Here is a 26,655-nt window from a genome sequence, read left to right as displayed (position 1 = left end):
AGCGCTTGCAATGGGGTAAAACATGCCATCAATAACCATTGAAAAGGCTATTAGTAGCTTCATGTCCTTGTGGTGATGGTATTATTTATAGTTGAGGATGTTTTTTTATTAAAGCTTTCATCCCCCATAGATAACAAGTTTTTACTGTTGCGTTTGTTTTTTATTCTTAGACGTCTGTGTAAAGGCTGTGATAAAATCACGACATCATTAGTTTGACAAAAAAAATATATGTTAGATAACGTACGAATTGTATTAGTTAATACCTCAGATTGTCGAAATATCGGTTCAGCCGCTCGCGCCATGAAAACAATGGGCCTTAAAAACCTGGTTTTGGTCGATCCTATTGAAATGCCAAATGGACAAGCGCAAGCATTAGCTGCCGGTGCAACCGATGTTCTTGCCAATGCTAAAGTGGTTTCAACCATGAAAGAGGCGATTGAAGACTGTGGCTTAGTTGTTGGTACCAGTGCCCGTTCACGCACTTTACCTTGGCCAATGCTTGAACCAAGAGAATGTGGTGCGCAAATGGTTAAAGAGGGTAAAGACTACCCTGTTGCTTTAGTGTTTGGGCGTGAAAGCAGTGGTTTAACCAATGATGAATTACAACTTTGTCATTACCATGTTGCAATCCCGGCAAATCCTGAATATAGCTCCTTGAATTTAGCTATGGCTGTGCAAACATTAAGTTATGAGGTAAGAATGAATTTTCTTGCCGATCAACAAGCTGAATTTGATGCGAATAAAACAGAACAGAGTGATGAAAAATACCCTCTAGTGGCAGAGACAGAACGCTTTTATCAACACTTTGAAAGTGCGATGTTAAAAACAGGGTTTATTCAACCTCAACATCCAGGTTTAATTATGACCAAGGTTAAGCGCCTATTTAATCGTGCCAGACCTGATGGAAAAGAACTTAAGATGTTACGTGGTATTTTGGCGTCAATTGATAAAATCGCCAGTAAGTAATCACTAACGTCAAGGAAATACCATGTTTAACCGAATTAAAGAAGACATTCGAAGTGTTTTTGCTCGTGACCCAGCAGCTCGTACGACATTTGAAGTACTGACCAATTACCCTGGCTTGCATGCAATTTGGGGACATTGTATTTCCAATTGGTTTTGGCGTCATAACTTAAAGTGGATTGCTCGAACAATCTCAACGTTATTTCGTTGGTTCACCGGGGTTGAAATTCACCCAGGAGCGACCATTGGTAAACGATTTTTTATCGATCATGGCATGGGCATCGTTATTGGCGAAACCGCTCAAATTGGTGATGATTGTACTGTCTATCATGGCGTTACTTTGGGGGGAACCAGTTGGAAAGCTGGCAAACGTCACCCAACCTTAGGGAACAATGTTGTCATTGGTGCCGGCGCCAAAGTTCTCGGTCCATTAAATGTTGGCAATAATGCTCGTATTGGCTCTAATGCTGTCGTGGTCAAAGACGTACCTGAAGGGGCTACTGTCGTGGGCATCCCGGGTCGTGTGGTTAACGCCAATATAGAGCAGCAACAAAACCGTGATAAACTGGCCAGTCAGTTTGGCTTTGATGCTTATGCGGTTTCAACTGATAACCCTGATCCCGTTGCCAAGGCAATTGGGCGGATGTTAGACCATATGAACTTAATGGATGAAAAATTAAAAGAAGTTACCCACGCTGTTAATACGGTTGGGGGGAACGTCTGCGATAAAGACCTACCATCTGTGCACGTTAGTGAATTTAACGAGTACGAACAAGAAGCTGCTGAAAAGCGAAAAACCGCCTCAGAAGCTTTTGATCCTAAAATTTAACTTGCCCTATCTATAATACCTGAGTAAAATACTCAGGTATTAAGTTGACTATTTTACTGGGTTAAGTAAAATGCGCGCTTTAAACACCATCGTAACCGTAAGTATTAATTAACACTGTTCTGAAAATGCATCGACAATCAGAACATATTTACGATGATGTCATGAAATATTAATAGGTAAGGTGAATCAATGAAATTAACTTCCAAAGGTCGCTATGCAGTAACAGCAATGCTTGATGTTGCTATTCATGCTGAACACGGCCCTGTACCTTTGGCGGATATATCCGAACGTCAGGGGATTTCGTTGTCGTATCTAGAGCAATTATTTTCACGCTTGCGTAAGAGTGGCTTGGTTGCCAGTGTACGAGGACCAGGTGGTGGCTATCGACTTGGCCGTTGCTCTGCCCAAATCGCCGTTGCCGATGTCGTAAATGCCGTAAATGAAAGCGTTGACGCGACTAAGTGTCAAGGTGTTGGTAATTGCCAAGGGGGGCATAAATGCCTTACCCACAATTTATGGCGTGATTTAAGTAATCGAATCGCCGACTTTTTAAGTAACATTACTTTGGCAGAGCTGGTCAGCCAAGGCGATGTTCAAGAAGTGTCGAAACGTCAGGATGATCAATATGCTATGCATAATCAAAAGAAGCCTGTCGACACTCTTATTTCAACCCGATCAATTATTAACGAGTGGTAAGCCACCGTTTTGGAGTATAACGTTCAATGAAGTTACCAATTTATCTTGATTATTCTGCAACCACACCTGTTGATAAACGTGTTGCTGAAAAAATGATGCAATATATGACCACTGATGGTTTCTTTGGCAACCCAGCTTCGCGTTCTCACAAGTTTGGTTGGCAAGCAGAAGAAGCGGTTGATATTGCCCGTAACCAAATTGCAGATTTAATCAATGCGGATCCACGCGAAATCGTTTTTACTTCTGGTGCTACTGAGTCAAATAACTTGGCTATTAAAGGTGCTGCCCACTTTTACAACAAACGTGGTAAGCACATCATCACTTGTAAAACCGAGCACAAAGCCGTACTAGATACATGTCGTGAACTTGAGCGTCAAGGTTATGAAGTAACCTACCTTGAACCAGAAAGCAACGGTTTAATTGACTTAAATAAATTGGTTGACGCCATTCGTGAAGACACAATTTTGATTAGCATCATGCACGTTAACAATGAAATTGGTGTGATTCAAGACATCGCTGAAATTGGTGAAATCTGTCGTTCGCGCAAAATTATTTTCCATGTTGATGCCGCGCAATCAGCCGGTAAAATCGCCATTGATATGCAACAGTTAAAAGTCGATCTATTGTCTATCTCCGCTCATAAAATGTATGGCCCTAAAGGTATTGGTGCATTGTATGTTCGTCGTAAGCCACGCATTCGCTTAGAGTCTCAAATGCATGGCGGTGGTCACGAGCGTGGTATGCGAAGCGGTACTTTACCAACACATCAAATCGTTGGTTTTGGTGAAGCATGTCATATTGCTAAAGAAGAGATGGCACAAGATTTAGCGCATGTTACTGCGATGCGAGATCGTTTGTGGGATGGAATCAAAGACATGGAGCAAGTGTTTGTTAATGGTGATCTGGATAAGCGTTATCCGGGTAACTTAAACGTGAGCTTTAACTTTGTTGAAGGTGAATCACTTATCATGTCATTGAAAGACTTAGCGGTATCATCAGGCTCAGCGTGTACATCAGCAAGTCTTGAACCGTCGTACGTTTTACGTGCCCTAGGTTTGAATGACGAAATGGCTCATAGCTCTATCCGCTTTAGTTTTGGTCGTTTTACCACCACTGAAGAAGTGGATTATGCAATTAATTTAATCCGTAATGCAATTGGGCATTTACGCGATATGTCGCCTCTTTGGGAAATGTATCAAGAAGGCATCGATTTAGACAGTGTTGAGTGGGTTGGCCACTAATTGAGTTCAAATGGGCCAAAAAGCCTAGTCTTTTTGGCACTATTTATCAATTTTATAGGAATTTAGAGGTTATTTATGGCTTACAGTGAAAAAGTTATCGACCATTACGAAAACCCTCGTAATGTTGGTTCATTTGATAAAAACGATCCACAAGTTGCAACGGGTATGGTCGGCGCGCCTGCGTGTGGCGATGTTATGAAGTTACAGTTGAAAATTGATGACAAAGGCATTATCGAAGATGCTAAATTTAAAACCTATGGTTGTGGTTCAGCCATTGCGTCAAGCTCATTAGTGACTGAGTGGGTCAAAGGTAAATCAATTGATGAAGCGGCTGAAATCAAAAACACAGCCATTGCCGAAGAATTGGCTCTACCACCGGTTAAGATTCATTGTTCGATTTTGGCTGAAGACGCAATCAAAGCCGCGATTGAAGACTACAAAGCAAAACATCAAGATTAATCGACATTCAGGAGCAGTTATTAAATGTCAATTACGATGACGCCAGCCGCAGCAGAACGCGTACGTACGTTTTTAACCAACCGAGGTAAGGGCATCGGTTTACGCCTTGGGGTTAAAACAACCGGTTGTTCTGGCTTGGCTTACGTACTGGAATTTGTAGATGACCTTAACGATGACGATCAGGTATTTGATATTGATAATGTTAAAATCATAGTCGATGGCAAATCATTGGTGCATTTAGATGGTACCCAATTAGATTTTGTTAAAGAAGGTCTGAACGAAGGTTTTAAGTTTACCAATCCGAATGCAAAAGGTGAGTGTGGTTGTGGCGAGAGCTTTAACGTATAATCACACCCTAATTTTAAAATTAAACCTTGTTTAAACGGATAGCCTCTTGAATTACTTTGAACTATTTGGCTTAGAAGCCAAATTTTCACTCGATTTAAATGAATTGTCAGCGACATTTCAAACATTGCAGAAAACGGTCCATCCGGACCGTTTTGCGCATTCGTCTTCGCAACAACAATTAATGGCGGTACAAAAATCGTCAGAAATCAATGATGCTTATCAAACGTTAAAGCAGCCTATTTTACGTGGTGAATACCTACTCAGACTGCGTGGTGTTGAGCTTCCATCTGAACAAGCATCTTTTCAGGATGTAAGTTTTTTGATGGCACAAATGGAACTGCGTGAGATGCTGGCCGAAATTGAAACGGCCAGTGATCCCGATGCCGCTATTTTCTCAGCCCAGCAAACTTTAGATCTACAAGCTCAGCAATTGTGGCAACAAACGGAGCAATTGCTAGCCGCTAATAACGCCCAAGCCAATGAACAGGCCGGTGAGTTATTGCGAAAATTAAAGTTTTATCAAAAGCTGCAGCTTGAATTAGAGCGCATCGAAGATGCAATGTATGACGACTAAACAACCTAAGTTACATTAGATAAGAAGTACCCATGGCTTTATTACAAATAGCAGAACCCGGTTTAAGCACCGTCCCTCACCAACATAGGTTAGCGGCAGGTATCGACTTAGGCACAACCAATTCCTTGGTGGCAACCGTTAAAAGCGGTTTACCTGAAACCTTAGCTGACCTTAATGGTCAAGATATCGTGCCGTCCGTTGTCCACTACCAACAAGAGCATACGCTAGTAGGTCTTGAAGCCGAAGAGTTTGCCGTAACAGATCCTGAAAATACCATCGTATCGGTTAAGCGCCTCATTGGACGTTCGAAAACGGATATCGTTAATAAGTATCCAGCTTTACCATATCAGTTCGCAGGCGAAGAGAATCATCCAAGCCTAATTACTCGTGCAGGTGAAATAAACCCAGTACAAGTATCGGCTGAAATTTTATCTAAATTGGTTAATCGAGCTAAAGAATCACTAGGTGGCGACCTTGAAGGTGTGGTAATAACCGTACCGGCTTATTTTGACGATGCTCAGCGTCAAAGTACCAAGGATGCTGCCACTTTAGCTGGGGTAAATGTACTGCGTTTACTTAATGAGCCAACCGCGGCCGCTGTAGCCTATGGTTTAGACAGCAAGAAAGAAGGGGTTATTGCCGTATATGATCTTGGCGGTGGTACGTTCGATATTTCCATTTTGCGATTAACCAAAGGGGTTTTTGAGGTATTAGCCACTGGTGGTGATTCTGCTTTAGGTGGTGATGACTTTGACATCGCGTTAGTGGACTACCTACTGGAGCAAGCCAAAGTGCAAAGGCCTCTCTCTACCAATATGGAACGAGAAGTACTTAAGCAAGCACGCTATGCTAAAGAACAGCTTACTAATGTTGACCAGGTTGAGGTGAATTTTTCGTTGTCCAATGGTGATGATTTCACTTGTGCAATTACTCGAGATACCCTTAATCAGTTAATTCAGCCAATGGTGACCAAAACTTTACGTTCATGTCGACGTTCGTTAAAAGATGCTGGCTTAACGGCTATGGATATTAGTGAGGTCGTGATGGTTGGTGGTTCTACTCGTGTACCATTGGTGCGAAGTGAAGTAGGGCAATTTTTTAATCGCGAGCCGTTAACCTCAATTGACCCGGACAAAGTTGTTGCTATTGGCGCTGCAATTCAAGCCGATATTTTGGCAGGTAATAAACCTGACAGTGAAATGCTATTGCTTGATGTGATCCCATTATCTTTGGGGCTTGAAACCATGGGCGGATTGGTGGAAAAGGTAATACCTAGAAATACCACCATTCCTGTCGCAAAAGCGCAAGAATTTACTACGTTTAAAGATGGTCAAACCGCGATGGCTATCCATGTGTTACAAGGTGAGCGTGAACTGGTCGAGCATTGCCGTTCACTCGCCAGATTTGAGTTACGAGGTATCCCACCACTGACAGCAGGCGCAGCGCATATTCGGGTAACATTTAAAGTGGATGCCGATGGCTTGTTGAGTGTTACAGCGATGGAAAAATCTACTGGGATTGAAACCTCTATAGAGGTTAAGCCGTCGTTTGGTTTGGAAGAAGATGACATAATTAACATGTTGTCTGAGTCGATGAACCACGCCAAAGAAGATATGGATGCGCGCATGCTTAAAGAGCAACAAGTTGAAGCTGCACGGGTATATGAAGGTGTTGCTGCAGCTTTGGCGCAAGATGGCGCCAAGCTTTTGAGCGTAGAAGAAAAAGACGCCATTGAATTGGCTTTAGCAGAGTTGCAACGTATTGGAGCTGGTGATGATGTCTCAGCCATTGAACAAGCCATTGCAAATGTAGATAAAATTACAGCCAAATTTGCTGAACGTCGAATGGATGCCTCCATTCGAACAGCGCTGGCCGGACATTCGGTAGATGAGGTTTAATCATGCCTAAAATTATTGTACTTCCAAATGAAGAGTTATGCCCAGAGGGCGCGGTACTTGACGCACAAACAGGTGAAAGCATTCTAAATGTGGTGCTGAAAAATGACATTCACGTCGAGCATGCTTGTGAAAAGGTATGTGCGTGTACAACGTGCCATATGATTATTCGTGAAGGGTTTGACTCACTTGAAGAAAGTGATGAACTTGAAGATGACATGCTTGATAAAGCATGGGGACTTGAACCTGAGTCTCGCCTTGGCTGTCAGGCCATCGTTGCCGATGAAGACTTAGTAGTTGAAATTCCAAAATATACTGTAAACATGGTGTCAGAAAACCACTAGTTTAGCTCCGTTTATATTGATTGAATGAAAAGGGTATTAACAACTTGTTATTACCCTTTTTTATTATCGATTTTTATTAATACCCAGGTTCAAATACCAAAAGTTTTAATTACTGGCATAACAGCAAACCTCAGGCTTAAATTCCTTCAATCTATTCACTCATTCAACCCTACAACTCCCGCTTAAACTTATCGTTGAAATTTCTATTGCTTGTTTTTTATAATAAACACATGGGCTTATGAATTTTTTCGCATTCATTGCTTGCACACTTTTTGTTCTGTAGGCAAACTAACATTATATTAACAAACAACCTGTAGGGGTTCTTATGAGTAGCTCAATCATCATTTTAATTGTCGTCGTTGTTGCTGTACTTTATGTTATTGGTATTTTTAATAAATTAGTGGCTTTAAAAAACCGTTATAAGAATGCTTTTGCCCAAATCGAAGTGCAATTAAAGCGTCGTTATGACTTAATTCCAAATTTAGTTGAAACAGCTAAAGCCTATATGAGCCATGAACGAGAAACATTAGAAGCGGTTATCGCTGCTCGTAACAACGCAACAAAAGGGCTTGCATCTGCCGCCGCACAGCCAGGCAACCCGCAAGCGATGCAATCATTACAAGGTGCTGAACAAGCTTTGATGGGGGCAATGAGTAAATTTAATATGGTGATGGAAGATTACCCCGACTTAAAAGCCAATGAAAATATGATGCAGCTTAATGAAGAGCTGATCAGCACTGAAAATAAGGTCAGTTTTGCTCGCCAAGCATTTAATGATCAAGTCATGAGTTACAACACCTATAAACAAAGCTTTCCACAAACTATTTTTGCCAATTTATTGGGGCATGCCACCGATGCAAGTCTATTGGAGTTTGCGGATTCTGCGCAAATTCAACAAGCGCCGAAAGTGTCGTTTTAACCTTTGAGATAATAGCTTACGGCCATGGATTTTTTTCAAGCGCAAGATGATGCAAAGCGCAAAACAGGCTTATTGATCCTGTTATTTATTGCTGCCACCTTCGGCCTTATTGTTGTAGCCTATGCCATTGTTATGGCGCTACAAGCTTATTTAACCATCCAACCCAATCAGTTTTATACCCTAGCATTGATCGGTCAACAGTTTGATTGGCAGCAAGCCATAATGGTTGCGTGTGTCGTAAGTTTGATCATTTTTAGTGGTAGTGCATACAAAACGTTAAGCTTAGGCTCTGGTGGTAAAAAGGTCGCAGAATTACTTGGCGGCCAGCGTATTAGTTACGATACCCGAGACAGCAAAGAAAAGCAGCTACTCAATATCGTTGATGAGATGGCTATAGCCTCGGGCTCACCAGTACCTGCCGTTTACCTATTACACAATGAGCTTGGTATTAATGCATTTGCCGCAGGTTATAGAGCATCTGATGCTGTTATTGGGGTCACTCAAGGCTGTCTAGAGCAGTTAACTCGCGATGAATTACAAGGGGTTATCGCGCACGAGTTTAGTCATATCCTACATGGTGATACTCGCTTAAATATGCGCCTAATTGGCATCTTGCATGGGATTTTACTGATTGGCTACATTGGCTATTACATCTTACGTTCGGTACGTGGTAACAATAAAAATACCGCGGCTTTATTTGCTTTAGGGCTTGGCTTAATCGCCGTTGGTTTTAGTGGCAATTTTTTTGGCGGTTTAATTAAAGCGGCGGTTAGTCGGCAACGAGAATACTTAGCCGATGCATCAGCTGTGCAATATACGCGAAGCAAAGACGGCATCGCAGGGGCGCTAACAAAAATTAAAAACAATCCCTATGGCTCGACCCTAGATAGTCCCTTAGCGCCACAAATGAGCCACGCCTATTTTAGTCAAGGCGTAAGCTCGTTTGTCGACTCTTTATTTTCAACCCATCCGCCATTACAAAAACGCATTAAACGCATTGCGCCTTATTTTGAACTGCAAAATAAAATCCATAATCAAAAAGCCAAACCACAAGCAGCAAAGAGTGAGAGTACGAGCTCGCAACAGAAGAGTATGACAAAGGAAGCTATTGCTAAAGGGGTCGCAGGTGTTGTGGTCGCTGAACAAGTCTTAGACAGTATTGGTAATATAAGCCAACAACACCTTGATTATGCGCATCAGCTTCTCATAGACGTTCCTAGTAATATCCTTGATTCCGTTCGTACCGTAACTGGGGCACAAGCGTTTATTTATTGCTTACTACTTGATAGCGATAAATTCATCCAAGAAGAGCAATTAAAAGAGTTACACGGTCTCTGTGAGCAGGAAGTATTTGACACCGTATTAAGCATTTATCGCGCTGTATTGCGTTTACATCCTCGTTTTCGCCTACCACTTATTGATATCAGCCTGCCGTTATTACAAGCACTGAATAAAACCCAGTACCAACATCTGCTTAACACCATGCAAATGTTAATTGATTGCGATCATCATTTTGCTTTATTTGAATGGGTGCTAAAGCGCATGGTGGTTCGCCATCTAGGGGCATCTTTTGAAAAAGCCAATCGTGTTGATAAGAGCTTATCAATTGAGCAATGTCAGCATCAGGCAGAGGTACTCTTTAGTACGTTACTTTATTATCTCGTCGACGATAATCTAGAGCGACACCAAGTATTATTAGAAGTTAGAACAATCACTTCTATGCCTAAATTACGTTTTCTTAGCGTTGAACAATGTCAATTTAGTGAACTCGATAATGCGTTAATGACGTTAGTACAGTTACAAGTAAAATCTAAGCCAGATATCTTAAGAGGTTGTTTGCTCATTGCCACTTGCGACAAACGATTTAGTCATCAAGAAATGGAATTAATTCGGGCCATCGCCGATACGCTTGACTGCCCGATGCCACCAACTTTATCCGCTAGCTGAACGCAATCACTTTGGGAGTCACCTAAGTAAATCTAATTAGCTCATAGACTTAACTTTTTGGGGCTAAATGTACGCTATTTTTAAACGTCAGCATTGGGGGTTTGCCATAACAAAAACGCTCATGATGAGGGATCTCTTCGTTATATTTTTCTACCCAGTACTGTAATACGCCTTGTAATTCATCTAAACAATTAAAACCTTGTGTTCTGATCACAATATCGTAAAAGTTGCTTTTTTGCATGGTATGGAAACGCGCACAGATCCCGTTCACCTCTGGTCCATTGTACGCTCGCATTGTAATATGATCGATATGATATTTTTTCAGCTGGGCTTGGTATTTTCCGCCCTGTTCGGGCTTGCCATAAAATTCCCCACCTTTGTCAGTAAGTATTTGTTTTAATTTTAAATCATGTTTTTGATACCAAGGCAATACATAATTTTCTAAGAAGTCGATGGCTTCGATTGGGCTCTTATCTTGGTATAGACGTACTAAAGCCACTTTGCAGTAGGCATCAATAAAGGTATGTTGATATACATCGCCTACCCCCTGAATATTGCCAATATAAACGGTATCTTGAACGCCTAGGTGACTGGGAAATTTGACGTCTAATTCCAGTTGGTTTTGGGTCATCTGATGTAAACGCTCAATACTGAGTTTCTGCTCATCGGATAGAGGGAAATTTTCTTGTTCGACTAGAGCATGTAATGCTCTTAATCGTTTATTTTTTGACTCTAAGTCATGACGTTTCCAGATCGCTCTAACACCACTTGCAGATATATCCACATGACGACTTTGCAACAAACGAGCTACTTTTTCTTGCCCATAATTAGGGTAATCTAACGCCACTTCAACCACTTGTTTTTCAACTTCGCTGGAAGCTCTGTTTTTAGGAATAGGTTTACGCCTGTCAATATCTTTAAGCGCCATTTCACCGCCTGTGGCGTATAGCTTTTTAAACCGATAATAACTATCACGACTATAACCCATAAGCTCACATGCTTTAGATACGTTCAATTCTTCCGCCAGTTGAAGTAGAGCTAATTTACTTTGGATAGATTTATCTTTTGATTTTTGCATATTAATTTAAGTAGCTAGTGGTTTAATCGATTGATGATACATCAAATGCTAATATTCTATTGTTACCTTGGTCCACAACATAAAGTATTTTATGATCGGAGCTAAAAGCAATCCCGTCAGGACTAATAAGTTGTAACGAAGAGGTAAAACTGGATATTATACTACCATCTTTAAGTCGGGCAATTTTACCTAAATCTTCAATTATAAAATACAATGTATTGTCATTATCAAATGCTAATCCTTCAATATCACCGGCAGGGCGTCGATTAAATCGCTTATTAATCCCAGTGGTAAAGATAATATCGTCGATGCTGGCTTCTTGCGTTTTGGTTAATAAAATCTTATTTTGTGGCAAGGTTTCGATATAATGACCTCTTAAATCATAGACTTGTATGCGGTGATTATTTTCATCAGCAATATAAATTTTATTATTTCGAATCGCCATAGATTCTGGCTCAGACAAATCTTGTTGACCACTGCCTTTTTGTCCAATGGTATAAAGATACTCGCCCAGAGGGGAAAAAACTTGAATATCACTACGCTGTTTATCAGATACATAAATGAGATCATATTGATCTACCGTTAGCCCTTGAGGTTGTAAAAACTGCCCATTTTTATCACCTTTTACACCAAAGCTTCGGATAAATTTACCATCTAAATTAAACACTTGAATACGCGCTGCGTCCATATCAACAGCCAATAATTCATTTCTCGAATTAATCGCTAAGCCAATCACTTCGCCTCTAAATTGCCCGTCATTGTCACCTGCAGAGCCGATAACCTGAAGAAGATTTCCTTGGTTGTTAAATACTTTTATGTCATGAAAGTCCGAAACATAGATTTTATTATCACTGATTGCGATGGAGTCTATGTTAACTAAAGCGGGATCAGATGATTCGATAACTGTTATAGGGGTGAGTTGCATTTCTTTTGCGCCGTCACAACCTGAAATCAACAAGGCAAAAGAAATTCTCAACATCCATTTGAATAACGGTGGAAGTGAGTTACTTAGATTTACTTTATTAAAATTAAGATCTTTCATGTTATCAGGCCTTAAGTGTCCTATCGATAAGGGTTAAAAAATACCAAACACACCGTTAGGGGTGTAACCTAAATATCGTAACCAAGTTTCCCCCCAAAGAATAATCATCAACCAACCAATAACCAACATGCTAAGGCCAAACTTAAACGTATCTGACCAAGAATAGTGGTTCGTCACATACAATAAGGCTGCTGGTTTACTATTAAATGGCAATGCATAAACATGCTCTATTAACAAGGCGACCGGTAATGCTAAGCTTAAAATGGGGTAACCAAATTTTTGAGCAACCCCAATTGAAATAGGCACAAAAACCAAGGTGCGCATGGTTTTTGATTGAAACACTAATGCACTAAAAATCATGCCACCGGTTAAAATTAAGTATAAAGCCCAAAACGGAGTGGTTTGTGAAAACCCTAAAAAATTAAATAAAGCATCCACAGTTATCGCAGGAAGGTCAGTTGATTTAAAGCCCGCACCTAAGGTGTATGCACCCGCAGAGAAAAGAAGTAGATGCCATGGGATGTCAACATCATTCCACTTAACGATGCCGATACCTGGCATCAGTGCAGCAACAGCCCCCATAAAGGCAACGGCTGTTTTACTAATACCATGATAAGTATCTAAAACCCAACCCGTTAGAACTAAAACAAAGATGATGATGGCTTTAATTTCTTCAAACTTGATTGGGCCCATGCCATCAAGTTCTTGTTTTAATCTGTGCAATCCGCCTTGAATTTGTGGTATGGACTCTTTTTTTGGAATTTTAAAAATGAGTTTTGTGCCCACAAACCAACCAATAAACATATTAATAAATGCTAATAAAAATGCCGCTTCCATCCAGGTGTAAAAGGAGAAATCATTCATTTCAGCAATCGCCCCCGCAATTAAAGCTCCTGCGAGTAAGTTTGCTCCTGACCCCGTAATAAACATGCCTGCGCCAATGTTTATTTGAAACAAATTTTGTAAAACCAGGTTTCGACCAAAGTTGTTCTTATTATCACCACCTGTCGCGCCAAAAACAGCCGCGACCACCATAAAAATTGGCAACAATATCGTTGCTTTAGCTGTTGTCGCTGAAATAAACATTGACAAGATTATGTTAATAAACATAAAGCTAAAAAATACACTGGCGGCATTATGTCCAAATCGGACCACAAACCATAGCGCAAAACGCTTTGCAACAGCGGTTTTAACCAGCATGCTCGCTAATATAAACGATAAGATATTTAGCCACATAACTGGGTGCCCCATTTGGGCATAAGCATCTCGTTCACTGGTTACACCTGTCAGTACTATCGATATAATCACTAACAAAGAGGTCAAATAATTTGGAATTGCTTCGGTTATCCACAAGATTATCGCAGCAACGAAAATGGCAAGCATCGCTATGTTAATTCGAGAAAATTCAGCGGCCCCTAATGTATTTAATTGTGAGAGTGCTTTGTTGCCAAGAAGGCTAGGATCAATATTTGTCAAATAAGGCACATCAATAATAAAGACAATTAAGATGAAGGCAGTGAAGGCCAAAGGCAGGCCAACTTTTTCTAATAACTTTTCAAATCCACTTTTATCTCTGGTGGGTAATTTTTCAATACGATAGTGTCGCATATCGAGCGGATCGAATTCGGATTCTTTACTTAGGCTCATACTTGCACCTTATTTGTCATATCTTTTTAATACAGGATATCTCATAAGACCTTACTTGATCTTACACTTTGAGAACAAGATCTAGGTCAAACTTTATGTGTTATTTATCGTATATTCCTTTTAAATTAGTTCTTTATGTTTTTGTTCTTGTTGTTAATGAATGCCTTTGTCGTGTATGTTTTAGTTGAAACTAATTGGTTTGATTGTTGATTTATATCAATTTAAGGCGATAGCTCTGATGTTTTAATGTTGTCAGTTTAAGTTAAAACTATTTTGTTTAAAAAATTAATGTAAGTTTAAAAATAGGATGAAGAATATGACGACATTAAAAGTTGGTGAAATATCAAAGCCAAGATTTGAATTTAGAACCTTTGGTCAAAATTTTGATGTGGCAGGTAAACGAATGGCACGTTTATCGGTGCCTATCCCTGAGAAAGTTTGGGAGCGTGAAAGCAGTGAAGTTTATATTCTATCTCGCACCAATGACATTAATAACACCAAGATTCGTGATGGTAAAATGGACATTAAAACCTTTGTCCAAGATGTCGATGGATTAGAGCAATGGAACCCGCTAATGAAAGGTGAATTTCCGATGTCAGCTGCGCAGTTAGAAAAAGAAGTTTTTCCTGCTTTTAAAGTTGAAATGCCTAAATTATCGCAAGAAACCTACACCCTTGAGGACTTCTTATCAATTGTTAATGCCCACCCCGACTTACAAGCGGTTAATGTCCATAAACAACGTTTTGGCTACATGGTTAATGACACGCTCTGTGAAACAGCCAATGTTTTGGTCAATGGAGCAAAAATAGTATCGATTAATTCTGAATCTACTGAAATTGATGACATTAAAAAAACCATCGCCGATTGTGGTCTTGAAGGGATAGAAAATATTAACTATTTACAAGCCATTAAACGTGTTATCGGTATGATCAATAAACCATTGGCGAACTAAATTCGCATTAACTAAGGAGTACAAAAAGTGGCTGTTGAAATAGAAAGGAAGTTCCTGGTTAAGAATGACTCATTCAAGACTCTTGCCCATAAACAAACTCGAATTATTCAAGGTTATTTAAGTTCTGTCCCTGAACGTACGGTTCGCGTAAGAACGAAGGGTGATAAAGGATTTTTAACCATTAAAGGTATTGGAAGTGAGTCTGGTGCCAGTCGCTATGAATGGGAGCGCGAAATTTCAGTGGATGATGCAAAGGCATTGTTGGCGATATGTGAACCTGGTGTCATAGATAAAACCCGGTATTTGGTAAACGTAGAAGATCACACTTATGAGGTTGACGAATTTTATTTGGACAACTTAGGTCTTACGGTGGCTGAGGTTGAACTGACGGCAGAAGATGAGGCGTTTGCAAAACCTGAGTGGCTAGGAGATGAAGTAACAGGGGATGTGAAATATTACAACTCCATGCTTATGAGTAATCCCTATACCAAATGGTAACGCCAAAGAGTGAAGGTTCTACCCCCTTCACTCTTTTTTTATAAATACATTAAGGCTGAAAAAATCAGTCATGGTGCTTAATACAGGGTAAGGGGTAACGCAACTCTCAACAAAAAGGATTATGGATATGACAAAGTCTCAAATTTCAGGCCTTGTGCTGGTTTTTTTAGCATTGGCTATTTTAGCTTTTTGGTTTGGTGTCTTTAATTTGTTTATGAATTACTCGTAGTTAAGTTGCTAACTGTAAGATGAATTTAAACCATTTATTTGTGCTTTAACGTTGCGAACTTGATTTTAATCAACAATGTGTATGTTTATCATCCATTAAAAGTAAAAAAAATAAACAGTTTATGTAATCATTGCAAGTGTAGAGTTTGAGTTTGTCTTACAGTTTTCAGGTGGGTTTTAAAGACATAATGAAAATTGAAGAAAATGACAGTGATTTAACAACGATAAAAATAAAATATTAAAAAAACAACTAATTACTTACAACATTGGAGAAGCACCATGTGGAATAAAAAACAGCTACTAATAACCAGTGCTATTTTGTCCTCAGCAATTTCTTTACCTGCAACAGCAAGTGATGTAAGCGCTGAATTTGATAAAGGGTACTTTAAATTTGCTAGCGCAGACGGAAACTTTAAGTGGAAGTTTGATGGGCGTATCATGCTTGATGCCAAAAACATTTCTGAGCATGAAGGTGAAAACCTGATCAGTACTAATGCTGATTTTCGTCGCGCCCGCTTGGCAATTAAAACTCAGTTCTATAAAGATTGGGCTGGCGAATTTGATATTGACTTTAAAAACAATAAAACCAAAGTCAAAGACATGTGGGTGTCATATGATCCATTTGAAAATGCCACCATTAAAATAGGTAATCACAAGCCATTTTTTAGTATTGCTGAAGTGACTACTTCCCGCTGGTATCCTCTTATGGAAACTTCGTCTATCTCTGATTTTTCTGCACCTGGTCGCCGAGTAGGTGTGAGTTTTGATTACTGGGATCCTCGCTACTTTGTTGGCGTAAGCATTTTTGGTGAAGAAACCAAAATGAATGATGAAAAAGATGACTTGGTTGACGATGAAATTGCCGATGCAATTGCTGGGGCCGCCGAAGATGGTGATGACTGGGATGATGTTATCGCGGATATTGAAGATAATATTGCAGACTGGGAAAAAGCATCAGTTGCTTCAGAGCGAACTGGTTATTCAGCACGAGCGTTATATCGCCCTATTATCAATGAAGATGCATCTCGCTTTTTCCATGTAGGTGCAAGCGTTTTAAAAACAACACCTTTTGCAGTCGATCTAGATTATGTGAAGATGAAAGGTGAAGTTCATGATATCGCATTTTTATATCAGAAATTAAAACCTTGGAAAGGTCTGCATGTTGATGATATTCAAACGACATCGTTAGAAATTGCAGCACGCTATGATAAGTTTTATTTCCAAAGTGAATATATAAACAATGACTTTTCATTTAAAGGCGAAAATTCAGGCGTTGATTATAAAGTAGATGGTTATTATGCTGAACTTTCATACTTCTTATTGGGCGACGGTCGTCCATATAACTTAAGTGATGGTGAGTTTGGCCCGGTGATCCCAAGCGCTCAAAATGGCGATCTTGAGTTTATTGTGCGCTACGATACGATGGATGCTAACAACAGCGATACTTACCTTGATAACAAAGGTAAAACCAAAGATCTTATGAGTGGTAAATTAACCAACTGGACATTTGGTGTTAACTGGTACGTCAATACCAATATTATCATTCGTTTAAATCATTCTATTGTTGAAACGGATGAAAACGCTGATATTGCCGATGCTGATGTAAATATTACCGCTGGGCGTTTAGAATTCTTATTCTGATGTAATACAGTACAGCCAAGTGGGCTAGCCACTTGAATCTGAGTATTGATTGTTAAAGGGCATAAAAATTATGCCCTTTATTTTTTTAGCTACATCCTCTCTCTTATCCATTTTATGCTGACCTTTAGATGGGTAATAGCAATCCATCATTAATCGTTCTTTCTATTGAAAACATGGCATCATCTGCTCAGTTATCAATATGTTTAATCAGCCATATTTTTAAACCATTGATATTGATCAATAGTGCTAGATAAACTCCGATAATGATACTTACATCCCTATGTTATTAAAGCTTTTATAGGTATACTAGTTTTGAGTTTGTATGACAGTTTTAGTTGGGGTATGTATGTTTAACTTTAAAAAGACTTTTTCCTTATTATCTAATAGCCGAAAAACGGATGATAAAATTCATCACTATCTTGATCGCGTAACCAAGAGCCAACTTATCTTTAATTCCTTATGGGATAACTTCTTTCAAACCGGTCCTCGTTCTAAACAATCGATAACAACCTTATATGAGTTGACGCGTAATGAAAGCGAAGCGGATTATTTACGCCGAGAAATTGAAACATTGCTGTTTGAAAAAACATTAATTCCTGATGCTAGGGCGGACGTGATGGAGCTGTTAGAGCTTCTAGATGAAATTGTCAATTTGCATGAAGCGATAGGCATTCATATTAAAATTGAGAAACCTGTTTTTGGCGATGATACCCAAGAGGCGATGCAAGAGTTACTAAAGCAAGTGACCAATAGCGTAGATAACATGGTGTTGTGTACTCGTAGTTTTTTTTCCGATTTAGAGCGGGTGAGGGAATACACCAAAAAGACACAATATTTTGAAAGTGAAGCCGATAAGGCTTGTACTGCATTAAAAATGAAAATATTTGATTCAGATTTGAGCCTAGAGCAAAAAATTCAAACAAGATATTTTATTGACCGCATAGATGATATCGCCAACCTAGCAGAAGATACGGTAGACAAAATTTTCATTTATACCCTTAAACGCAGTATTTAATAGGAAGATACATGGAACTTATAACCATAATATTTCTCTCCAGCGGGTTGCTTCTTGGTTGGTCTCTAGGTGCTAATGATGCGGCCAATGTTTTTGGTACGGCTGTTGGTACAAAAATGGTTCGCTTTACAACAGCAGCTTGGATATGCGCCATTATGGTGACTCTTGGTGCTGTGGTCAGCGGCGCAGGTGCGTCACATACACTTGGTAAGCTTGGCAGCATCACTGCATTAGGAGGGGCGTTTACCGTAGCTCTATCGGCGGCTGTTACTGTTTATTGGATGACTAAAGCTTCGCTACCTGTTTCTACTAGTCAAGCCATTGTCGGAGCGATTATAGGGTGGAATTTATTTTCTAATACCCCAACCGATCCCTCTGTGTTAAGTAAAATTGTTGGTACCTGGTTTTTGTGTCCAATTTTATCGGCTTTCGTTGCTGTAGGTTTGTATCGTTTAGTGAATTACGTTTTACATCATGCCAAATTAGGGTTGTTTCAGTTGGATAATTATACCCGTATTGGTTTGCTATTAGCGGGAGCTTTTGGCTCTTATAGTCTTGGCGCCAATAATATTGCCAACGTCATGGGGGTTTTTGTTCCCCAATCTCCATTTGAGTCTTTTTATATATTTGGGATTGAATTTTCAAGTACAGCGCAACTTTTTTTAATTGGGGGCATAGCTATAGGTGTGGGTGTTTTTACTTACTCAAGACGCGTGATGATGACTGTAGGCGACGGCTTAATGACGCTAACGCCTGTATTGGCATGGGTTGTGGTGATGGCACATTCTATTGTGTTATTTCTTTTTGCATCATCGGGACTAAAAGAAGTACTTGATGCTGCCGGTCTCCCTTCTTTGCCTCTGGTGCCGGTATCAAGTTCACAAGCAGTTATTGGTGCCGTTATTGGTTTAGGCTTATACAAGAAAACGCCTGTAAAATGGGGCGTGGCCATGCGTATTGTCGGTGGCTGGTTTTCGACCCCAATCATCTCAATGATAGTCTGTGGTATTTTACTATTCTTTGTTAAAAACCTCTTTCAACAACAGGTGGTTTAATCACTGACAAGCGGTAACATTTTGTAAAAAAAGATTGCATGCTTGATTTAAGCTATTTAGGATAAGCGGATTGTCTGGGCGTTAAGACCAGATTATCAATTTTCGTATAGCTGATAGCTGTTTAAGTTATCAGCTATTTTGTTTTTATTAATCAAATATTAAATTTTACATGCAGTTTTATGCAAGAAAGGCTAGTATGGAAGATTAATTTAACTCTGACTCCTACCTTAATATCAATAGCGTATTTAGCTTCCAGTAAATATTAAAGTCAGTGACTCAGCACCCGTTAAAATGATTAATCGAATTAACACCCATAATCTATAAAGCCGATACGGCACTAAGTTAATTCTCGATTCCGCAAGAAAACAGAGGTCTTCATGGAAAAACTATGGTTAGAAAAGAGTTATCCGTCAGATATCCCGCATGAAATTAATGCTGACAAATACACATCTTTAGCCGAAATCTTTCAAACGTATACAACGAAGCACAGCTCAAAAGTCGCTTACATTAATATGGGGCAAGAGCTTACGTATCGTGAACTTCATACTCAAGCAATGGTTTTTGCCTCGTATCTGCAAAATGAGCTTGGATTACAAAAAGGCGATAAGTTCGCCATTATGATCCCTAATTGTTTGCAGTATCCGATTGCTTTATTTGGTGCTCTTATTGCCGGTCTAACCGTGGTGAATGTTAACCCGTTATATACTGCCAGAGAATTAGAACATCAATTAAAAGATTCTGAAGCAAAAGCCATTATTATTGTTGAAAATTTTGCTTCTACCTTAGAAAAAGTGATTTATCGGACCCCAATTAAACATACTATTTTAACTCAATTGGGCGATTGTTTAGGTCCTGTTAAAGGTACCATGGTGAATTTAGCGGTTAAATACGTTAAAAAAATGGTGCCACCATTTAAAATGCCAAAGGCGAAAAGCTTCAAGCGTGCAATGGCATTAGGGGCGAGAAGTCCGTTTAAACATGTTGATATTACAGGTGACGATTTAGCCTTTTTACAATATACCGGTGGTACCACTGGGGTTGCGAAGGGAGCGATGTTATCGCACCGTAATATGGTGGCCAACATCAACCAAGCCAAAGCCATGTTAACGCCAATTTTTATCGAGGGTGAAGAGTTAATTGTAACAGCACTGCCTCTGTATCATATCTTTGCTTTAACCGCTAACTGCTTAATGTTCTTAACCTTAGGGGCAAAAAACTTACTGATCACCAACCCTCGTGATATGAAAGGCTTTGTGAATGAGCTAAGTAAGTACCCATTTACCGCTATGAGTGGGGTAAATACCCTATTTAATGGTTTGTTAAATACCCCAGAGTTTTCTCGTTTAGACTTTAGCACCCTAAAACTGGCGCTAGGTGGTGGTATGTCGGTGCATAAATCTGTTGCCGATAAATGGCTACAAGTGACTAAAACGTGTTTGTTAGAAGGCTATGGTTTAACCGAAACATCACCTATTGTCACGGTCTGCCCGTATTACCAAGACTCATACAATGGCTCAATTGGTATGCCAGTACCATCAACCGAAATCAAACTAATTAAGGACGATGGTACTGAGTGTGAGGTTGGTGAAAAAGGTGAATTGTGGGTGAAAGGTCCGCAAGTTATGCAAGGCTATTATAAGCGCGAAGAAGCAACGGCCGAAGTTATCAAAGATGGTTGGCTTGCCACGGGTGATATTGCCACCATGGATGAATTTGGCTTGTTTAGAATTGTTGATCGTAAAAAAGATATGATCAATGTATCTGGGTTTAATGTGTTTCCGAATGAAATCGAAGAGGTTATTACCCAAATGAATGATGTCGTTGAAGCCGCTGCCATTGGGGTGCCACATCCTGTGTCGGGTGAAACCATTAAAGTCTTTGTGGTGGTCAATAACGGTGTTCGTGAAAAAGATATTATTGCGCATTGTAAGCAGCATTTAACCAACTACAAGGTACCAAAACTGATTGAGTTTAGGGATGAGCTGCCTAAATCAAATGTGGGCAAAATTTTGCGCAAAGATTTACGCTAAAGTAAAACTTTCTGTGCAGGAAAAGCCACTTTAAACGTGTTTTAAAGTGGCTTTTTTATGACCTATTAAAGCTTATCGCTGTTTTCTGAAAGATATACACAAATAGCCGTATACATCTTTAATCCGTTAAGGCAAAATACCGCCATAAAAATTTTAATTTTGTTGCGTTTGATTTGGACCAAAAGCTCGGCCTTTTAAGTTTCTTGGGCCAAATCTTCAAACAATTCCAGTATTTTATCTTACAGAGGAAACTCCATGCTTACACGTGATATGAACATTGCTGATTTTGACCCTGAATTATGGCAAGCAATGACGGATGAAGTGGTTCGTCAAGAAGAGCATATCGAACTTATCGCTTCTGAAAACTACACCAGCCCACGCGTTTTAGAAGCGCAAGGTTCACAGTTAACCAACAAATACGCAGAAGGTTACCCTGGAAAGCGTTATTATGGTGGTTGTGAGTTTGTTGATAAAGCAGAAGCTTTAGCGATTGACCGTGCATGTGAATTATTTGGCGCAACTTATGCTAATGTTCAACCACACGCAGGCTCTCAAGCAAACTCAGCGGTATTTCAAGCATTAGTAACACCAGGGGCAAAAGTATTGGGGATGAGCTTGGCGCATGGTGGTCATTTGACTCACGGCTCACATGTAAACTTCTCTGGTAAGCTTTATGATGCGATTCAATACGGCCTAGACCCTGTAACCGGCGATATCGATTACGCTGAAGTTGAGCGTTTAGCCGTTGAACATAAACCTGAAATGATTGTGGCTGGTTTCTCAGCGTTTTCTGGTATTGTTGACTGGGCTCGTTTTCGCGAAATCGCCGATAAAGTAGGCGCCTACTTAATGGTTGATATGGCACACGTTGCTGGCCTAGTTGCCGCAGGTCTTTACCCGAACCCATTACCACACGCGCACGTTGTCACAACCACAACCCACAAAACATTGGCGGGCCCTCGTGGTGGTCTGATTCTTTCTGCTTGTGAAGATGAAACCATTGAGAAAAAATTAAACTCAGCGGTGTTTCCTGGTGGTCAAGGTGGTCCATTAATGCATGTGATCGCGGCTAAAGCGGTTGCCTTTAAAGAAGCCTTAGAACCAGAGTTTAAAGAGTACCAACAAGCGGTTCTTGATAATGCTAAGACCATGGTGTCTGTACTACAAGAACGTGGTTATAAGGTGGTATCAAACGGTACTGAAAACCACTTGTTATTACTTGATTTAATTGACAAAGATATTACAGGTAAAGATGCCGATGCCGCGCTTGGTCGCGCCCACATTACGGTAAACAAAAACTCAGTGCCAAATGACCCGCGCTCACCGTTTGTGACTTCAGGTCTACGCCTTGGTACACCTGCGATTACCCGTCGCGGTTTTGGTGCAGAAGAAACCACCTTACTGACCGGTTGGATTTGTGATATTTTAGACGATATCAACAACGAAGACGTGATCACTCGTGTACAGTCACAAGTTAAAGAGCTATGTGCTCGTTTCCCTGTGTACGCGTAATTTCGCTTTAATCGGTTTGAACACTTCGCAATGAAGTGAAAAACGTATAAAATGGTCGCACTTGCGGCCATTTTTTTTGCGATGGCTATTTAAACCCTATACCCGGACGATACACTTGGTTATCTACCATTATCTGTTGTCCTAACTGATTAACACTGCAGGAATTTTATGTTTTGTCCTTTTTGCGCAGCGACCGAAACCAAAGTTATTGACTCCAGATTAATTTCTGATGGTCATCAGGTGCGTCGCCGAAGAGAGTGTTTAGATTGTCGAGAACGATTTACCACGTTTGAAACGGCCGAGTTAGTGATGCCAAGGATCATTAAACGCGATGGCTCACGAGAGCCTTTTAATGAAGATAAGCTTCGTGCAGGCATGTTGCGCTCGTTAGAAAAACGACCTGTAGGAATTGATCAGATTGAGCTTTCTATTACTAAGTTAAAATCACAATTACGGGCTACCGGTGAGCGTGAAGTAAGCAGTGAATTCCTTGGTAACATCATCATGGAGCAACTTAAAGCGCTTGATAAAGTCGCTTATATTCGTTTTGCCTCGGTGTATCGTTCATTTGAAGATATACGCGAGTTTGGCGAAGAAATCGCTCGTTTAGGTAGCGATGATCCGTCAAAGAAGTCTTAACAGGACAGGGATTTTTACCGTGACAACACAGCACATTATCGATCAACAATTTATGCAACAAGCTATTGAGCTTGCTAAGCAAGGTGTCTTTACAACCGCAGAAAACCCCAATGTTGGTTGTGTTCTGGTCAATAATGGCAACATTATCGGCAAAGGTTGGCACCAAAAGCCTGGCCAAGGGCATGCTGAAGTTAATGCGTTGGCGAACTGTCGCAACAAAGAGCTGATAGCGGGTTGTACTGCCTATGTGACATTAGAGCCCTGTAGCCACTTTGGCAAAACGCCTCCGTGCGCACAGGCGTTAATTGATGCCAAGGTGGCTCGAGTGGTGATTGGCATGCAAGATCCCAATCCTTTAGTCAGTGGTCGTGGCATTAAGCTGTTAAACGAGGCTGGAATAAAAACCTCTGTCGGGGTTTTACAATCCGATGCGCAAGCCCTAAACCCTGGCTTTATTAAGCGAATGGTGTCGAAAAAACCCTTGGTGCGTTTAAAGATGGCCAGCTCCATCGATGGTAAAACGGCAATGGCATCAGGTGAAAGTAAGTGGATAACAGGGCCTCAAGCACGCAGTGATGTGCAAGTTTATCGCGCAAAGAGCTGTGCGATATTAACAGGGGCAGATACCGTAATCCAAGACGACGCAAGATTAAATGTTCGTTTTCAAGAGCTTAGCTTGCGACAGCCGACATTGGCAGAGTCAGAGTTACGTCAACCTAAACGAGTTATTGTTGATACTCGCAAACGACTGACCTCTGACTTAGCTTTGTTCAATATACCTTCTGACATTATACTTGTGCGTATTGATCAAAATGAAAGTCAAAATTGGCCCAATCACGTTACCCTATTGACCGTAAAAGAACGTGCGGGAAAAGCCGATCTTAATGATCTATTGCTTAAATTAGCCGAACTTGGGGTGAACGATTTATGGGTAGAAACAGGGGCACAATTGGCCGGTGCTTTACTTGAGCAACAATTGGTTGATGAACTGATTTTATACCAAGCCCCCAAAATCATGGCAAATGATGCTCGAGGGTTATTTGATATACCTCAGCTTACGACATTAAAAGATGCCATACCATTAACCATTAAAGACGTTCGAAGAGTCGGCGATGACATTAAGCTTATTGCCAGCATAAACAACAACCAAACATCCTAAAACCAGTTGGGATAGAACGGATAAAGGTAAAAATACATGTTCACAGGAATCGTTGAGGCGGTTGGCCATATAAAGGCTATGTCTCTCAACAGTAATGGGGCTCGCGTTGTCATTGACGGTGGCCAGCTCGACTTTAGTGATGTCAAACTAGGTGACTCAATTGCGACTAATGGCGTTTGTTTGACCGTGGTTGAGTTTAATCACAGCAGCTTTAGTGCCGATGTTTCTTTAGAAACGGTAAAACGAACGGCTTTTGCAACGTATCAAGTTGGCACTAAAGTTAATCTCGAAAAGGCGATGTTACCAACCACGCGCTTTGGTGGGCACATGGTCAGTGGGCATGTCGATGGTGTGAGTAAAGTGCTATCGATAAGCAAGGTGGGTAATGCGTACGAATATTGGCTTTCATTAGAGCCTGCATTAGCCCCTTATGTTGCCGAAAAAGGCTCCATTACCATTGACGGTACCAGTTTAACCGTTAATTCGGTAGAACAAGACAAATTCCGTTTAACCATAGTGCCACACACCAGTGAACAAACCATTATAAGTTCATATCAAAGTGGTCATATTGTTAATATTGAAGTCGATTTAATCGCACGTTATATCGAGCGTTTGCTATTATGCAAGGCCGATAATGTTGAAGAAAAACCATCTAATGGCGTCAGTAAAGATCTCCTAATGCAAAGCGGGTTTATAAAAGGTTAGAAAATGAAACTAAACACACCAGAAGAAATTATTAACGACATCGCTCAAGGCAAAATGGTTATTTTGATGGACGATGAAGACCGTGAAAATGAAGGTGACTTCATTATGGCAGCAGAGCTTGTTACCCCTGAGGCGATAAACTTTATGGCCACACACGGTCGTGGCTTAATTTGTTTGCCGATGTCACGCGAACGCTGTGAACGCCTTAAATTACCCTTAATGGTGGATAAAAATGATGCCCAATTTACCACTAATTTTACCGTATCGATTGAAGCTGCTCGCGGTGTGACTACGGGGATTTCAGCGGCCGATAGAGCGACCACCATTTTAGCCGCCGTTGGCAAAGACTCGGATCATCGCTCTATTGTGCAACCCGGTCATATATTTCCTTTAATTGCCAAAGATGGCGGTGTGCTAAACCGTGCTGGCCATACCGAAGCTGGGGTTGACTTAGCGCGCCTAGCTGGCTTGGAGCCTGCAGCGGTTATTGTTGAAATATTAAATGAAGATGGCACCATGGCAAGACGCCCAGATCTTGAAGTCATCGCGCAAAAGCATGGTGTAAAAATGGGCACCATTGCAGATTTAATTGAATATCGTAATGCCACGGAGACCACCATAAAAAGGGTGAGTGAATGTAAATTACCAACCCAATACGGTGATTTTGATTTAGTGGCTTATACCGATACCATTGATGGTCAGACTCATTTTGCTTTAACCAAAGGTGATATTAAAGACGACAGCGCCACGCTTGTTCGAGTGCACTTAGAAAACACCTTCCGTGATTTATTGTTCTCCACTAGAGACAGCAAAAACACTTGGCCTATTGGTAAAGCCATGGAGCGCATTGGTCGCGAGGGTGGGGTATTGGTATTACTTGGTAAACATGAGTCACCAATGGAGTTGATTAACCAAACTCAAAAGTACCAAATGCAAGATGACGGTGAAGAGGTTACCGAAGTGCAAAAGCATGTCGGTTCGCGCAATGTGGGTGTTGGTTCACAGATTTTAGCCGACTTAGGGGTGCATAAAATGCGCCTACTTACCTCGCAAACAAAATATCATTCATTGTCGGGGTTTGGCCTTGAAATCGTAGAATATATTTCAGAGTAAAAGCGCTTTAATCATTCAATATTAAGGGAGAGAGACGATATTCGTTTCTCTCCTTTTTTTATAGAACCACGGTTCCACTTTAGAACCACAATGTCTTTCTTTGTTGTTTTTTCTTAGCTATTTGAG

Annotated in this window: 26 protein-coding genes; 23 read left to right on the top strand and 3 right to left on the bottom strand. The window is 40.5% G+C overall.

The window, feature by feature from the left end:
* Positions 1 to 228 precede the first annotated feature (228 nt).
* The 11 genes from trmJ to ACAY00_RS09715 all read left to right on the top strand — a co-directional run bounded on the left by trmJ (position 229) and on the right by ACAY00_RS09715 (position 10,215).
* A complete protein-coding gene (gene trmJ / locus ACAY00_RS09765; RefSeq protein WP_371372921.1) occupies positions 229 to 966 on the top strand; it encodes a tRNA (cytosine(32)/uridine(32)-2'-O)-methyltransferase TrmJ in 738 nt (245 codons plus the stop codon).
* Positions 967 to 988: 22 nt separating this feature from the next.
* Entirely contained in the window at positions 989 to 1,792 is an 804-nt protein-coding gene (gene cysE, locus ACAY00_RS09760) for a serine O-acetyltransferase (RefSeq protein ID WP_371372919.1), read from the top strand.
* A gap of 189 nt (positions 1,793 to 1,981) precedes the next feature.
* Entirely contained in the window at positions 1,982 to 2,488 is a 507-nt protein-coding gene (gene iscR, locus ACAY00_RS09755; RefSeq protein ID WP_371372917.1) for a Fe-S cluster assembly transcriptional regulator IscR, read from the top strand.
* Positions 2,489 to 2,514: 26 nt separating this feature from the next.
* Positions 2,515 to 3,729, top strand: a complete 1,215-nt coding sequence (locus tag ACAY00_RS09750) for an IscS subfamily cysteine desulfurase (protein ID WP_371372915.1) — start codon at positions 2,515 to 2,517, stop codon at positions 3,727 to 3,729.
* Between the two features lie 75 nt (positions 3,730 to 3,804).
* A complete protein-coding gene (gene iscU, locus ACAY00_RS09745; protein ID WP_371372913.1) occupies positions 3,805 to 4,188 on the top strand; it encodes a Fe-S cluster assembly scaffold IscU in 384 nt (127 codons plus the stop codon).
* A 24-nt stretch (positions 4,189 to 4,212) separates the two neighbouring features.
* Entirely contained in the window at positions 4,213 to 4,536 is a 324-nt protein-coding gene (iscA, locus tag ACAY00_RS09740) for an iron-sulfur cluster assembly protein IscA (RefSeq protein WP_371372911.1), read from the top strand.
* Between the two features lie 46 nt (positions 4,537 to 4,582).
* A complete protein-coding gene (gene hscB / locus ACAY00_RS09735) occupies positions 4,583 to 5,110 on the top strand; it encodes a co-chaperone HscB (protein WP_371372909.1) in 528 nt (175 codons plus the stop codon).
* 32 nt (positions 5,111 to 5,142) lie between these two features.
* Positions 5,143 to 7,008, top strand: coding sequence for a Fe-S protein assembly chaperone HscA (hscA, locus tag ACAY00_RS09730; RefSeq protein WP_371372907.1), 1,866 nt, complete (start codon positions 5,143 to 5,145; stop codon positions 7,006 to 7,008).
* 2 nt (positions 7,009 to 7,010) lie between these two features.
* Positions 7,011 to 7,349 (top strand): ISC system 2Fe-2S type ferredoxin, encoded by a 339-nt coding sequence (gene fdx, locus ACAY00_RS09725; protein WP_371372905.1) that lies wholly within the window; start codon positions 7,011 to 7,013, stop codon positions 7,347 to 7,349.
* Between the two features lie 325 nt (positions 7,350 to 7,674).
* Positions 7,675 to 8,268, top strand: coding sequence for a LemA family protein (locus ACAY00_RS09720; RefSeq protein ID WP_371372903.1), 594 nt, complete (start codon positions 7,675 to 7,677; stop codon positions 8,266 to 8,268).
* A 24-nt stretch (positions 8,269 to 8,292) separates the two neighbouring features.
* Positions 8,293 to 10,215, top strand: a complete 1,923-nt coding sequence (locus ACAY00_RS09715; protein ID WP_371372901.1) for a M48 family metallopeptidase — start codon at positions 8,293 to 8,295, stop codon at positions 10,213 to 10,215.
* A gap of 49 nt (positions 10,216 to 10,264) precedes the next feature.
* On the opposite strand, the gene ACAY00_RS09710 is transcribed toward ACAY00_RS09715, so the two are convergent.
* From ACAY00_RS09710 to ACAY00_RS09700, 3 genes are read right to left on the bottom strand one after another with little or no spacing between them, the layout of a single operon-like run.
* Entirely contained in the window at positions 10,265 to 11,293 is a 1,029-nt protein-coding gene (locus ACAY00_RS09710; RefSeq protein ID WP_371372899.1) for a helix-turn-helix domain-containing protein, read from the bottom strand.
* Between the two features lie 22 nt (positions 11,294 to 11,315).
* Positions 11,316 to 12,335 carry an NHL repeat-containing protein gene (locus ACAY00_RS09705; protein ID WP_371372897.1) on the bottom strand — a complete coding sequence of 340 codons (1,020 nt, stop codon included), beginning with the start codon at positions 12,333 to 12,335 and terminating at the stop codon, positions 11,316 to 11,318.
* A gap of 33 nt (positions 12,336 to 12,368) precedes the next feature.
* A complete protein-coding gene (locus ACAY00_RS09700; protein ID WP_371372895.1) occupies positions 12,369 to 13,982 on the bottom strand; it encodes an SLC13 family permease in 1,614 nt (537 codons plus the stop codon).
* A gap of 316 nt (positions 13,983 to 14,298) precedes the next feature.
* Between ACAY00_RS09700 and ACAY00_RS09695 the strand changes: the two genes are divergently transcribed.
* The 12 genes from ACAY00_RS09695 (at position 14,299) to ribBA (ending at position 26,529) form a co-directional block, all read left to right on the top strand.
* Positions 14,299 to 14,934, top strand: a complete 636-nt coding sequence (locus tag ACAY00_RS09695) for a hypothetical protein (RefSeq protein ID WP_371372893.1) — start codon at positions 14,299 to 14,301, stop codon at positions 14,932 to 14,934.
* A 27-nt stretch (positions 14,935 to 14,961) separates the two neighbouring features.
* Positions 14,962 to 15,432 carry a CYTH domain-containing protein gene (locus ACAY00_RS09690; RefSeq protein WP_371372891.1) on the top strand — a complete coding sequence of 157 codons (471 nt, stop codon included), beginning with the start codon at positions 14,962 to 14,964 and terminating at the stop codon, positions 15,430 to 15,432.
* 121 nt (positions 15,433 to 15,553) lie between these two features.
* The gene (locus ACAY00_RS09685; protein WP_371372889.1) at positions 15,554 to 15,661 is read left to right on the top strand and encodes a cytochrome c oxidase subunit 2A; all 108 of its coding nucleotides are present in this window, start codon (positions 15,554 to 15,556) and stop codon (positions 15,659 to 15,661) included.
* A 278-nt stretch (positions 15,662 to 15,939) separates the two neighbouring features.
* Entirely contained in the window at positions 15,940 to 17,301 is a 1,362-nt protein-coding gene (locus tag ACAY00_RS09680) for an OprO/OprP family phosphate-selective porin (protein ID WP_371372887.1), read from the top strand.
* Between the two features lie 346 nt (positions 17,302 to 17,647).
* Positions 17,648 to 18,316, top strand: a complete 669-nt coding sequence (locus ACAY00_RS09675) for a DUF47 domain-containing protein (protein ID WP_371372885.1) — start codon at positions 17,648 to 17,650, stop codon at positions 18,314 to 18,316.
* A gap of 11 nt (positions 18,317 to 18,327) precedes the next feature.
* Entirely contained in the window at positions 18,328 to 19,371 is a 1,044-nt protein-coding gene (locus ACAY00_RS09670; protein ID WP_371372883.1) for an inorganic phosphate transporter, read from the top strand.
* Positions 19,372 to 19,748: 377 nt separating this feature from the next.
* Complete coding sequence (locus ACAY00_RS09665; RefSeq protein WP_371372881.1) at positions 19,749 to 21,401, top strand: AMP-binding protein; 1,653 nt, start codon at positions 19,749 to 19,751, stop codon at positions 21,399 to 21,401.
* Between the two features lie 255 nt (positions 21,402 to 21,656).
* Positions 21,657 to 22,913, top strand: coding sequence for a serine hydroxymethyltransferase (gene glyA / locus ACAY00_RS09660; RefSeq protein WP_371372879.1), 1,257 nt, complete (start codon positions 21,657 to 21,659; stop codon positions 22,911 to 22,913).
* 168 nt (positions 22,914 to 23,081) lie between these two features.
* A complete protein-coding gene (gene nrdR / locus ACAY00_RS09655; protein ID WP_371372877.1) occupies positions 23,082 to 23,552 on the top strand; it encodes a transcriptional regulator NrdR in 471 nt (156 codons plus the stop codon).
* Positions 23,553 to 23,604: 52 nt separating this feature from the next.
* Positions 23,605 to 24,711 carry a bifunctional diaminohydroxyphosphoribosylaminopyrimidine deaminase/5-amino-6-(5-phosphoribosylamino)uracil reductase RibD gene (gene ribD, locus ACAY00_RS09650; protein WP_371379672.1) on the top strand — a complete coding sequence of 369 codons (1,107 nt, stop codon included), beginning with the start codon at positions 23,605 to 23,607 and terminating at the stop codon, positions 24,709 to 24,711.
* A 36-nt stretch (positions 24,712 to 24,747) separates the two neighbouring features.
* Entirely contained in the window at positions 24,748 to 25,416 is a 669-nt protein-coding gene (locus ACAY00_RS09645) for a riboflavin synthase (protein ID WP_371372875.1), read from the top strand.
* Between the two features lie 3 nt (positions 25,417 to 25,419).
* Positions 25,420 to 26,529: a bifunctional 3,4-dihydroxy-2-butanone-4-phosphate synthase/GTP cyclohydrolase II gene (ribBA, locus tag ACAY00_RS09640; RefSeq protein ID WP_371372873.1), complete on the top strand. Its 1,110-nt coding sequence runs from the start codon at positions 25,420 to 25,422 to the stop codon at positions 26,527 to 26,529.
* The last annotated feature ends 126 nt before the right edge of the window (positions 26,530 to 26,655 follow it).

The sequence above is a fragment of the Thalassotalea sp. 273M-4 genome (genome assembly GCF_041410465.1).
Classification (GTDB): Bacteria; Pseudomonadota; Gammaproteobacteria; order Enterobacterales; family Alteromonadaceae; genus Thalassotalea_A; species Thalassotalea_A aquiviva.
Note: the sequence above shows the minus strand (reverse complement) of the source record. Positions and strands in the feature narration are given on the sequence as shown.

What these genes read in the sequence shown, in the direction of transcription:
- ACAY00_RS09675 (WP_371372885.1), top strand. Translation starts at nt 17,648, where the DNA reads ATGTTTAACTTTAAAAAGACTTTTTCCTTATTATCTAATAGCCGAAAA.
- iscR (WP_371372917.1), top strand. Translation starts at nt 1,982, where the DNA reads ATGAAATTAACTTCCAAAGGTCGCTATGCAGTAACAGCAATGCTTGAT.
- ACAY00_RS09695 (WP_371372893.1), top strand. Translation starts at nt 14,299, where the DNA reads ATGACGACATTAAAAGTTGGTGAAATATCAAAGCCAAGATTTGAATTT.
- glyA (WP_371372879.1), top strand. Translation starts at nt 21,657, where the DNA reads ATGCTTACACGTGATATGAACATTGCTGATTTTGACCCTGAATTATGG.
- nrdR (WP_371372877.1), top strand. Translation starts at nt 23,082, where the DNA reads ATGTTTTGTCCTTTTTGCGCAGCGACCGAAACCAAAGTTATTGACTCC.
- iscA (WP_371372911.1), top strand. Translation starts at nt 4,213, where the DNA reads ATGTCAATTACGATGACGCCAGCCGCAGCAGAACGCGTACGTACGTTT.
- hscA (WP_371372907.1), top strand. Translation starts at nt 5,143, where the DNA reads ATGGCTTTATTACAAATAGCAGAACCCGGTTTAAGCACCGTCCCTCAC.
- ACAY00_RS09670 (WP_371372883.1), top strand. Translation starts at nt 18,328, where the DNA reads ATGGAACTTATAACCATAATATTTCTCTCCAGCGGGTTGCTTCTTGGT.
- ACAY00_RS09665 (WP_371372881.1), top strand. Translation starts at nt 19,749, where the DNA reads ATGGAAAAACTATGGTTAGAAAAGAGTTATCCGTCAGATATCCCGCAT.
- iscU (WP_371372913.1), top strand. Translation starts at nt 3,805, where the DNA reads ATGGCTTACAGTGAAAAAGTTATCGACCATTACGAAAACCCTCGTAAT.
- ACAY00_RS09705 (WP_371372897.1), bottom strand. Translation starts at nt 12,335, where the DNA reads ATGAAAGATCTTAATTTTAATAAAGTAAATCTAAGTAACTCACTTCCA.
- ACAY00_RS09685 (WP_371372889.1), top strand. Translation starts at nt 15,554, where the DNA reads ATGGATATGACAAAGTCTCAAATTTCAGGCCTTGTGCTGGTTTTTTTA.
- trmJ (WP_371372921.1), top strand. Translation starts at nt 229, where the DNA reads ATGTTAGATAACGTACGAATTGTATTAGTTAATACCTCAGATTGTCGA.
- cysE (WP_371372919.1), top strand. Translation starts at nt 989, where the DNA reads ATGTTTAACCGAATTAAAGAAGACATTCGAAGTGTTTTTGCTCGTGAC.
- ACAY00_RS09645 (WP_371372875.1), top strand. Translation starts at nt 24,748, where the DNA reads ATGTTCACAGGAATCGTTGAGGCGGTTGGCCATATAAAGGCTATGTCT.
- ACAY00_RS09715 (WP_371372901.1), top strand. Translation starts at nt 8,293, where the DNA reads ATGGATTTTTTTCAAGCGCAAGATGATGCAAAGCGCAAAACAGGCTTA.
- ribBA (WP_371372873.1), top strand. Translation starts at nt 25,420, where the DNA reads ATGAAACTAAACACACCAGAAGAAATTATTAACGACATCGCTCAAGGC.
- ACAY00_RS09750 (WP_371372915.1), top strand. Translation starts at nt 2,515, where the DNA reads ATGAAGTTACCAATTTATCTTGATTATTCTGCAACCACACCTGTTGAT.
- ACAY00_RS09720 (WP_371372903.1), top strand. Translation starts at nt 7,675, where the DNA reads ATGAGTAGCTCAATCATCATTTTAATTGTCGTCGTTGTTGCTGTACTT.
- ACAY00_RS09710 (WP_371372899.1), bottom strand. Translation starts at nt 11,293, where the DNA reads ATGCAAAAATCAAAAGATAAATCTATCCAAAGTAAATTAGCTCTACTT.
- fdx (WP_371372905.1), top strand. Translation starts at nt 7,011, where the DNA reads ATGCCTAAAATTATTGTACTTCCAAATGAAGAGTTATGCCCAGAGGGC.
- ribD (WP_371379672.1), top strand. Translation starts at nt 23,605, where the DNA reads ATGCAACAAGCTATTGAGCTTGCTAAGCAAGGTGTCTTTACAACCGCA.
- ACAY00_RS09680 (WP_371372887.1), top strand. Translation starts at nt 15,940, where the DNA reads ATGTGGAATAAAAAACAGCTACTAATAACCAGTGCTATTTTGTCCTCA.
- ACAY00_RS09700 (WP_371372895.1), bottom strand. Translation starts at nt 13,982, where the DNA reads ATGAGCCTAAGTAAAGAATCCGAATTCGATCCGCTCGATATGCGACAC.